The sequence below is a fragment of the Pseudomonas sp. NPDC089422 genome (assembly GCF_044749405.1).
GTDB lineage: Bacteria > Pseudomonadota > Gammaproteobacteria > Pseudomonadales > Pseudomonadaceae > Aquipseudomonas.
On record NZ_JBIVHW010000007.1, the window covers coordinates 170,350 to 179,942 of the forward strand.

Genomic DNA, 9,593 nt, shown 5'->3' on the forward strand with positions numbered 1-9,593 from the left:
GAGTCGTTATGAAACGCGTTGAAACTCATGATTTGGATGCGATTTCGAATTACAAGATGGTCGACGTGCCGAACCCCCAGCCAGGCGCCGGTGAGGTGCTCATTCGCGTCGCGAACTGCGGCATCGGTTATGTGGATGCACTGGAATCTCTGGGGCGCTACCAGGTGAAGCCTCCACTGCCGCACGTGCCAGGCCAGGAAATCAGCGGCAAGGTAGAAGCCGTAGGGGCAGGGGTGACAGACATCGAGGTCGGGACTCGTGTAATCACCCAGGTTCATGGTGGATTCGCTGAGTTGGTGGTCGCGTCCGCAGAAAAGGTTACGGCCATTCCAGATGTCATGGGGTACGACCAAGCTGCAGGATTCAAAATCAACTTTGTGACCGTGATGCACGCCCTGCGGGATCGGGGGAATCTCCAGCCAGGGGAAACGCTGCTTGTGATTGGCGCCGCGGGCGGTGTCGGCTCGGCTGCCATCCAGGTCGGTAAATGCCTCGGCGCCAAAGTGATTGCCGTAGCCTCTACTCCTGAAAAACGCGCATACGCGCAGCGTGTTGGGGCTGATCACGTAATCGATTCCGCTGCTGAAAACTTCCGCGACCAAGTAAAAGAACTGTGTAGCCAGAAGGGCCCGAATGTTGTCTTCGATCCCGTGTGCGGGCCTTTGTTCGAGCCAGCATTCCGGTCGCTGACCTGGGGAGGGAGGCACTTGGTCGTCGGATTTGCGGGCGGCCCCATTCCCGCTCTGAAAGCAAATCTTCCATTGCTCAAGGGCGCATCTCTGGTCGGTGTTGACGTTCGCCAGTTCGAGATTTTCGAAGCTGACAAAGGAAAAGAACATCTCCAGGAGCTATTGCGCTGGGTAGGTGAAGGCCGCCTTGCGCCACCTGTTGGGAAGGCCTTTGCATTCACCGAATACACGCAGGCCCTGGAGTACGCTTTGACTGGGAAAGGGGTTGGCAAGACTGTCATCAAGGTGGCGGATGTTAGTTGAAGCTGCTGTCGCATGAAGAAAATCCCCGCTAACGCGGGGATTCTTTTTTGGGGTTACTGCCGGTTCCAGCGCTGCATGATTTCGTCGAGTGTGCCCTTATACGCAGAGCGTGGGATTGCTGCTGCGGTTCTGGAAAACCGCGGTGCAGGAGCTGGGTGGAGCGTGCCATCCAGGGTCAGGAAGGTTTCCCGGGCCTTGTTGTGCGGATGCTCAGGCGCTTCATCCCAATCCAGAACTGGAGCGAAGCAGGCATCCGTTCCTTCAAGCAGGCCTATCCAGTGTTCGCGTGTATGGGTGGCGATCAGACCTGCAAGTGCTTGTTTCTGAGACTGCCAGCAGTCGACGTTCATCTGGTCGTCAAAAAGAGAGCCATCAAGTCCGCAACGAACACGTAACTCTTGGTAAAACTTGGGTTCAATGGCGCCGATGGCAATGAAGCGTCCATCGGAACACCGATAGGTATCATAAAACGGGGCAGCGCCATCCAGCAGGTTGGTTCCCCGCTGAGAATTCCAATGGCCCTGGGCCCGTAGGCCGTGAATGAAGGCGGCAAGCAGGGTGGTTCCGTCGCTCATTGCGGCATCGATCACTTGGCCCTGGCCAGAGACTTTCACCTCATGGATTGCTGCAAGAAGCCCCACCAGCAGCAGCATTCCACCACCGCCGAAGTCGCCAACGAAATTGATTGGAGGAGGAGGGGTTTCATTTGGGCGCCCGATGCTGTTGAGTGCACCTGTTATCGCAATGTAATTGATGTCATGGCCAGCAGTGTGAGCCAATGGCCCAAATTGCCCCCAGCCGGTCATCCGGCCATAGATGAGGCGAGGATTCACGGCGTGGCAATCCTCAGGCCCAAGGCCGTTCTTCTCCATCACCCCTGGACGAAACCCTTCGATCAGAATGTCTGCATGTTTGACCAGGTCAAGCACTGCGGTTTTGCCCTCTGAATCAGAGATGTCCAGCTCCACCGTGGGGCGGTTCCGGCTGAGGACATCGCGAGGATCAACTGGCGTGCGCGGTCTCACAATACGGATGACCTCCGCTCCAAGATCTGCAAGCACCATTGCGCAGAATGGAGCCGGCCCAATACCCGACATCTCAACCACTTTGATTCCCTGGAGTGGGCCCATAAATCCTCCGTTTCTCGATATCGGTTAGCTCAGCACTGAGCGAGCAATGATTTCTTTCATGATCTCGGAGCTGCCGGCGAATATCCGGGAGACCCTTGCATCCTGGAATCGCTGACAGATCTCGTACTCTTGCATGTAGCCGGCACCGCCATGCAGTTGGACACCCGCATCCATTACCCGGGACTCCAGTTCGCTGGTGAAGAGTTTCGCCTTGGCTGCCGAGGGCACGCTCAGCTCACCTGCGTTGTGAAGGGTTACGCAATGATCGACATAGACTTGGGCGACCTCGAGATCAGCGGCCAGGTCGGCCAGGACGAAGCGGGTATTTTGGAAGTCCGCGACTTTCTTCCCGAACGCTTTACGCTCGAGCACGTAGTCACGCGTGAGATCGAATCCGGCAAAAGCATTTGCCAGTGATCCCACAGCCGATATCAATCGCTCCTCGACGAGTGAGGTCTTCAGGTAGGTCAGGCCTTGTGTGGCATCACCCAGCAGGTTTGCTTTGGGTACCCTGACGTCGTTGAAAAAGAGCTCGGCGGTATCTTGAGCGTGCAGCCCCATTTTCTCGAGCTGACGGCCTCGCTCAAACCCCTGCATACCCCGCTCAACCAGGAACAGGCCAATCTGCCGCGGGTTTTCTGGGTTGGTTTTGGCCGCCACCAGGACGACGTCTGCATTGACTCCGTTGGAGATATACGTCTTGGCTCCGTTGAGAACCCAATGATCTTGATACTCAACAGCGCGGGTTTTCATTCCAGCCAGATCGCTGCCTGCGTCGGGTTCTGTCATGGCGATGGCGAGGATCATCACACCGCTGATGCATTTAGGCAGATAACGTGCCTGCTGATCTTCACTCCCGAAATGCTTGATGTAAGGGGCAACGAGGCGGCTGTGGAGGGTGTGATAAAAGCCCACCTCCCCGAAGCGGTTGTCTTCTTCAATCATGATTTGCTGGTAGCGGAAATCCCAAATGCCTAGTCCGCCATATTCCTCATCTGCCCAGGGCAGGAGAAACCCGAGATCGCCCATTTTCTGAAACATTTCACGGGGGACGATGCCGTCTTTTCTCCACTGGGCCTTCTGCGGCATCACCTCTTTTTGAAGGAATGCCCGGTAGTTATCCCGGAACATTTCATGCTCGGTTTCAAAGCTTGCGCGCTTCATGAGAACTCCTTGAGTCGAATGGGTTTACCAAAGTTTCCAGGTATAGAGGACGTTGAACCTGAGGTCGTTGTTGTCCCGGAATGTTGCCGCTTGCGTGAAGTTGTTTCTGTACCAGGCATGGCGAAGTTTGAAGCCCAGGCCTTGCAGGGGGCCGGACTGGATAACATAAGCCACTTGGGCCTGGCTTTCTCGTTCGTAACGATTGCTGCCCCCCATGCGCTCAGGGAGCTCAATGTTGTCGCCCCGCATGTGCCAGACCATCGCGGTTAGACCGGGTATGCCGGAGGCGGCGAAGTTGTAGTCCCAGCGAACCTGCCAGGTTTTTTCCTTGGCATTGAGGAAGTCGGTAGCGATTGCACCTTCCACCGTAGGCGATGGCTCGCTCCGTCCCATGTAGGGCTGAGCAGTGTCCCCAAAGAGCGCCATGTAACCGGTACTGAAGGTATTTCCGCCAAGCGAGTAGCGGAACACAACGCCGTAGTTGTCGTTGTCGACTTTCCCGCCGTTGGCTGCCCCATCCTCACCCGATTTTACCCAGCGGAAATCGGTTTTCAGGCTGCCCGGGCCCAGTGGAAGGTCGTGTACAAGCCACAGATAGTCCTGGCGATAAATGTCGTTCAGCGTCGCGTGGTAATAGCTCGCGGTGAAGGTCGGTGAGACCTTGTACTTCACACCAGCGTAGGTAAAAGCACTGGAATCGGCATCAATGAAACGTCCGTTCTGTGCGGTCACCCGGATGTTTTCGTAGTTGCTTGAGTCACGGAATTTGATCCGATCCAGGTACCCCCCCATGAACGTCCAGTCTTGCAGGTCCTCTGACTGGAGCGTCACGCCCTGGAAGGTTTGAGGCAGAAGACGGCCAGGGCTTGAGTAGGCCACTGGGTTATAAATTACCATTCGTCCAGCGTTCAACTTGGTTTGCTCGTAGCGCAGCTTTGCAATGCCTCCAAACGAGCTATAGCTGTCCTCAGCCCGGCCCTTCGAATCAAGCGGAAGAAGCTGGGTGCCAGCTCGGTGCGGCGACGAGTCGAGCTTGATCCCAGTCATACTGTGCAGGTCGAGGCCGAAACCAATCGGCCCCTCGGTATAGCCCGACTTGAAGTCAAGCGTCACACCCTGTGCCCATTCGCGCAATTCGCGCTTGAGGGCGGGGTTCTCGCTGTCTTTATAATCACGATCAAAGTAGTAGTTGTGCAGAAGAACGCTTGCAGAGCTATCGGTAAAGAATGTGCTATTAGCTTCAGCAGTCAGGGAAAATGGAATGGATAGCAGAAGCAGTGTGCAAGAGCGGGTAAGCATGTGTAACTCCACTATTATTTTTGTTTGGAGTGCTGGCTAGGTTCTGCTAGTGCCTTAGTCCTTTTGATTGGTCATCATCTGTCCGAATTTCATTCGTGACAGAGCGAAGCCAATCAATGCGAAGGGGCCAATGAAAGCTGCCATCGTTGCCAATGCGTATGCAATTGCTGTAGGACCGCTGAAGACCTTGTCTGCGAGAAGGCCACTTAGGAATGGGCCCACGGTATATCCGAACAAGTTGATAACCAGGAGATTCACAGCCACCGTTCTGGCCCTCAGGCGGGAAGGGCTGATCATTTGCATGGCCAGGCAGGTCAGCACCGAGATGCTGGGCAGGAACATCATGCAAACCGCGAACGAAGCCACCAGCAGCCAATAAATGCCGCTCAAAAGTCCGGCAATGACGGCAAGTACGGGAAGCGTGACGGCAACGAAGAGGATCAAGATGATGCCGTCTGGGCGGCCCCCTTTCTGCAATTTGCTGGCGATCCATGGCAGCGTCATGGTTCCAAAAACGGACGCAGGAAGTCCAACAGATCCGAAAACGTAGCTGGCATGTGACGCGGTAAGCTCGTGAAGCCGTACCAGAAGTGTTGGGCCCCAGGAAATAATCCCCAGCGTCAGCGACGAAATGAAACCTGTGGCGATGAGGAACGGGATGAACATTCCCCGGTTGATGCTCAGGAACGGCATCAAGTCGCTGTGGGTAGCCTGATTGCTGGATTCACCTTGAACCCGTGCAGGTTCACGAACAGTCAGAGCGAAAAGCAGCACCATCAGGAAACCAGGTAGGCTAACGGCGAAAAGTGTGAAGCGCCATGGCTCCATCTCTGGCATCAACTGCTGCCCTCCGGCAAATTGGTAAACCGCCCCACCAATCAGGAAGGCTCCAGTGGCCATGATGTTGCCGGTGGCCATATAGAAGCTCGTAGGCAGCGCTCGCTCCTTGCGTTGGAACATGTCACCTATGAGCGACATTGCGGCAGGGGTCAGAACCGCTTCGCCGATGGCCACGCCGGCTCTGCAGATGATCAGCGTGGTGAAGTCGACGGTGAAGGCTGAGGCAGCAGTCATGAGTGACCAGATGAACACGCCGACAAGAATAATCCGGCTGCGATTACCTCGGTCGATGAGGTAGGCGACGGGAACCCCTGCGATGGAATAGAGAATTGCAAAGCCGGCACCCAGAAGCAGGCCCATCTGCGTATTGCTGAGCTGAAGGCTTTGAGTGACCGGTTGGGCAACGGCAGAAAGGATAAATCGGTCAACCATCGAAATGGCGTAGAACGCCATGAGGCAAACCACTGCGTACCAGCGGCCCGGATATGCTCGGCTCGCTGCATAGGGAAGGGTGGTGCTTTGTTCGTTCATTGCGTAATCCCTTTAATTATTTTTGTGAGAAATTACATACGGCCTGCCCATCGAGGGGCGAGCATCGCCATGGAACGGTGTCGGCATAGACGCATCCCCTGGCCACTTGGCCAGGAAATCGAAAGCGTCTGAATTCAGTTTACGGAGAGGGTCGGCTGGGCAAATCGTCTCAAAAGACGATTTTCTACCCAATCGTCAATCAAGCAGGCTGAGGCGACGGGCTGCGGCCAGGGCCTGCGTGCGACTTTTGGTACCCAGCTTGGAATTGATGTTTCGAAGATGGGTGCGCACAGTGCTATTGGACACATGAAGCCTGTCCGCGAGATCGACATTTGAGCAGCCTTCAGTAAGCAGCATAAGCACTTCGATCTCTTTCCTTGTCAGGCCATCGGCTCCTTGGGATGAGGAGGCACTCTTCCAGCAGTAGGTGTGTACGAGCGAGCCAAAACCGGAAGTGATTTTCTTCAAGTAATCTGCGAAAAGCGGAGACTTCAGCTCCCTGGCGTCGTAGGACTGCTGGAACCTTGCCACTATGTAACCAAGCGCTGGCCCTTCATCAAGAACAGTACGAACGTAGCCCTCTCCGGCCGCAAAGGTCAGCGCTTCCTCCAACTCTTTAAGACAGCCCGGGACGTTGTCGCAACGTTGCAGCGCCATTGCTCGCAACAGCTGCAGCACCAGTGCCCGGTGAAGTCGGCCCGATGAGCGTGCTTCTCGCAAATCACCATCGATTTGGTGAAGGGCTGTCATTGGATTACCGAAGTGAATTTCCCACCTCAGCTTGGCCAGGCGCAGGTAATGGATGTCATGTGCTAGCAGGAGCTGTTTACACTCGCGTCCCCATATCTCGGGGTCCTCCGCGCGGCTCAGTTCGTCGTAGGAAGCCTCAGCGCTGCCTTGCATGAGTAAAATCTTGCCACGTTCGAGTTGAGCCGCGGCCACTGCCCTGGGGAGGCGTCGACTGTGACCCAGGTATTCCAGCTCCGTCACCGCTTCAAGTGCGGTGTCGATATCGCTCTCTATGAACGCGAGTCGACACTTCAGGAGGTAGATCAGGATCAGATGATCAGGAATGCCCACCTCGCGGGCCAATGGCAGATAGACATTGATCAGCTGACTTGTCTGCTGCAAGTCATTCGATTCGTAAGTCGTCGCGGCATATAGGACACCTGCCCAGGCATTGCCATGACTGTGTTTCTTGTCGACCGCATGGGTGACATCTACTGCAAGACGGAAGCGAGCAGCGGCGTGGCGAAGACGCCCGTGCAACATATCGATCAGCCCTTCTGTGGTCTCAGAGTACATACGGTTGAACAGGCTCTCGCCGCCGTGCAGGCGCCTGGCAGCGTCGATCATTCTCTGAGCGTCACGCGGTTGCCCTATGATCAAGATCTGGTGAGCAATGGCATTGAGCAGGGTAGCGCTTGCGAATTCATGGCCAGCATCCATGTTTTCCAGCGAATCCATTCCCACCTGAACCGCTTCCTCGCATCGATCCATCATTCCCAACAGAGTGGGGTAAAGCGCTGCGCCGTGATTCCTGACATGGGTATCGGCGTTGTTTCGCCAGTCAATCTGGTCGAGCTTCTTCAAGGCCTGGTGAGCACCCTCCGTCAGAGCAACGGCCCAGAGGGACATGATGAAAAGGGGTGGCTGAGCTGCAATCAGATCGCTCGGTATTGACGTAAACCACCGGCTCAAAAGTCGCATGCGACCTTGCTGGAGCAGCGATTCAATATGCTTACTTAGCAATTCAATGGCGTAGCTGTACTTCTTGCTTTTAACGGCGTGGTCGATGGCCTGGGCAGGTTGGTCGTTGTTATCAAACCATCGAGATGCTGCGAGGTGGAGCTCTGCGTAGAGGTCGGGGGACTCGCCGATCAAAAGATTGCTGAGGTAGTCCGCAAAAAGGCCGTGTAAACGCCACGTTCCATGCCTGGATTCAATTGGGATGATCAGACTCTGACTGAGTAGATCGCTCAGCAACTGCTCCGCTTCTGTATCGGGGTTGAGTTCTTGGCACAGAGACGTATTGAACTGCTTGAGGATGCTGATGCGTTGAAGAAAACGCCGCATATGAATCGGCTGGTCGCCTAGCACCACCTCAGCCAAATATTCAGCGAAAGTGCCTGTCGACCCGGAAAACTGAGAGATGAATTCCGCGGGCGATTTGGCCTGTTTCAGTGCTATCGAAGCGAGCCAGAGGGCAGCGGCCCATCCTTCAGTCCTCTTGTGGAGGTGGTATACATCCTCGCTTTGTAATTGCCCAGACGCCAACGGAGCAGAGAAGAGCTCACTGGCTTCATGAAGGTTGAAGCGTAGAGCCGAAGCATCAATCTCCGTCACCTTCCCGGCGACTCTCAGGCTAGATAAACCCAAGGCGGGATTGCTCCTCGTCGAGATAACGACCCGTCCGCAAGATGGGAGGTGACTGATGATCTCGTGTATTAGCGAAAGGACAGAGCGCTCATGGATGTTTTCCAGCTCGTCGATGAACAGGGCATACGGACGCGACACATCTGTCAACGAGGTGATGGCATCGCTTCCAGGTTTGGCGATTCCTAAAACCACAGCGATTTTTTCGAGGCAATTAAAAAATTTCGGCAGGTCGTTGTCAGTGGCGTTGGCGCAGAGCCAAGCACAGCTGACCCCGTCTTCTTCCAGCGCATGGAAGGCCTGGGCCATGACCGTGGTTTTTCCGAAGCCTGGGGGAGCACTCAGAAGCGTGAGTGCCCCATCCGTGTCTTTGATTTTCGAGATGAGATCATCACGGATCACCATGGCATTGGCAGGCAGAGGCCGTTGATTTCGAGGATTCGGATTGCTGAATACACGCATGTCTCACGACCTCCCGAACTGCTTTGACAACTCAAGCTCCAGCGCTTCAGCGCGGAGCAAAACCTACGGTCAACAGATCAACCATCTGCTGAGCGACTTCTTCGCGTGTTTGTTTGCCTTCTGGCGAAAACCACCTGGCCGGCCAGTTAAGGGCACCTGCCAGCGTAAATGCCAAAAGTTTTGAGTCGCAGGGGGCGATGGAGCCATCCTTGATTGCATCATCGATGAGCGTGCGCATTGCATGGTCGATTTCACCCTTGAGGCCGCGGAACTGTTTTCGACCCTCTTCAGAAAGCGCCTCGTCACCTGTGCGGATCACGCACCGGCCAAAATCATCCATGTTGATCTCTGCATACCGCCGCAGGTAACTGCGCAGTCGATCAATACCTCGCCCTGGCTCCTGCCTGGCGGCATCCGCAGCTTGAATCAATTGCTCCAGTCCGTGGATCACACATTGGAGCAGTACCTGCTCCTTGTTACCCAGATAGTGATAAATCGTTGGCTTGGAGATCCCCAGGCTAATCGCGACATCCTCGAGCAACGTGGCGTGGAAGCCTCGCTCGTTGAAGATTCGAACGGCAGCGCGCAGAACCGCTTGGCGTTTTGCTTCCCGCTCGGTCTGCTTCTGGGCCGGGGTTTGGAAGGGTGAGGTTTCAGTCACTTATGTTGTCCTTTCGAATCAGCGTAGCGCTGCCATCAATAGGCATCTTACGTCATGTACCAAGCGTCCAAAGCAGAAACAGGCCCCTGGTAACGCTTGACACGTTCATGAATTCGATTCTAGCCTACTCGTGAGTAG

Annotated in this window: 7 protein-coding genes; 1 reads left to right on the forward strand and 6 read right to left on the reverse strand. The window is 55.3% G+C overall.

The genetic code is table 11. The features are described from left to right. Positions 1-8 precede the first annotated feature (8 nt). Positions 9-992: an NADPH:quinone oxidoreductase family protein gene (locus ACIPZ8_RS15220; RefSeq protein ID WP_400724518.1), complete on the forward strand. Its 984-nt coding sequence runs from the start codon at positions 9-11 to the stop codon at positions 990-992. Between the two features lie 53 nt (positions 993-1,045). Here the strand turns inward: ACIPZ8_RS15220 and ACIPZ8_RS15225 are convergent, their stop codons facing one another. The 6 genes from ACIPZ8_RS15225 to ACIPZ8_RS15250 form a co-directional block, all read right to left on the reverse strand. Further along, a complete protein-coding gene (locus ACIPZ8_RS15225; RefSeq protein ID WP_400724521.1) occupies positions 1,046-2,122 on the reverse strand; it encodes a CaiB/BaiF CoA transferase family protein in 1,077 nt (358 codons plus the stop codon). Positions 2,123-2,146: 24 nt separating this feature from the next. After that, positions 2,147-3,286, reverse strand: a complete 1,140-nt coding sequence (locus tag ACIPZ8_RS15230; protein WP_400724524.1) for an acyl-CoA dehydrogenase family protein — start codon at positions 3,284-3,286, stop codon at positions 2,147-2,149. 24 nt (positions 3,287-3,310) lie between these two features. Then, positions 3,311-4,585 (reverse strand): OprD family porin, encoded by a 1,275-nt coding sequence (locus tag ACIPZ8_RS15235; RefSeq protein ID WP_400724526.1) that lies wholly within the window; start codon positions 4,583-4,585, stop codon positions 3,311-3,313. Positions 4,586-4,639: 54 nt separating this feature from the next. Further along, positions 4,640-5,956 carry an MFS transporter gene (locus ACIPZ8_RS15240; RefSeq protein ID WP_400724529.1) on the reverse strand — a complete coding sequence of 439 codons (1,317 nt, stop codon included), beginning with the start codon at positions 5,954-5,956 and terminating at the stop codon, positions 4,640-4,642. Between the two features lie 195 nt (positions 5,957-6,151). Further along, positions 6,152-8,794, reverse strand: coding sequence for a LuxR C-terminal-related transcriptional regulator (locus ACIPZ8_RS15245; protein WP_400724532.1), 2,643 nt, complete (start codon positions 8,792-8,794; stop codon positions 6,152-6,154). Between the two features lie 46 nt (positions 8,795-8,840). Further along, complete coding sequence (locus tag ACIPZ8_RS15250) at positions 8,841-9,455, reverse strand: TetR/AcrR family transcriptional regulator (protein ID WP_400724535.1); 615 nt, start codon at positions 9,453-9,455, stop codon at positions 8,841-8,843. Between the last annotated feature and the right edge of the window lie 138 nt (positions 9,456-9,593).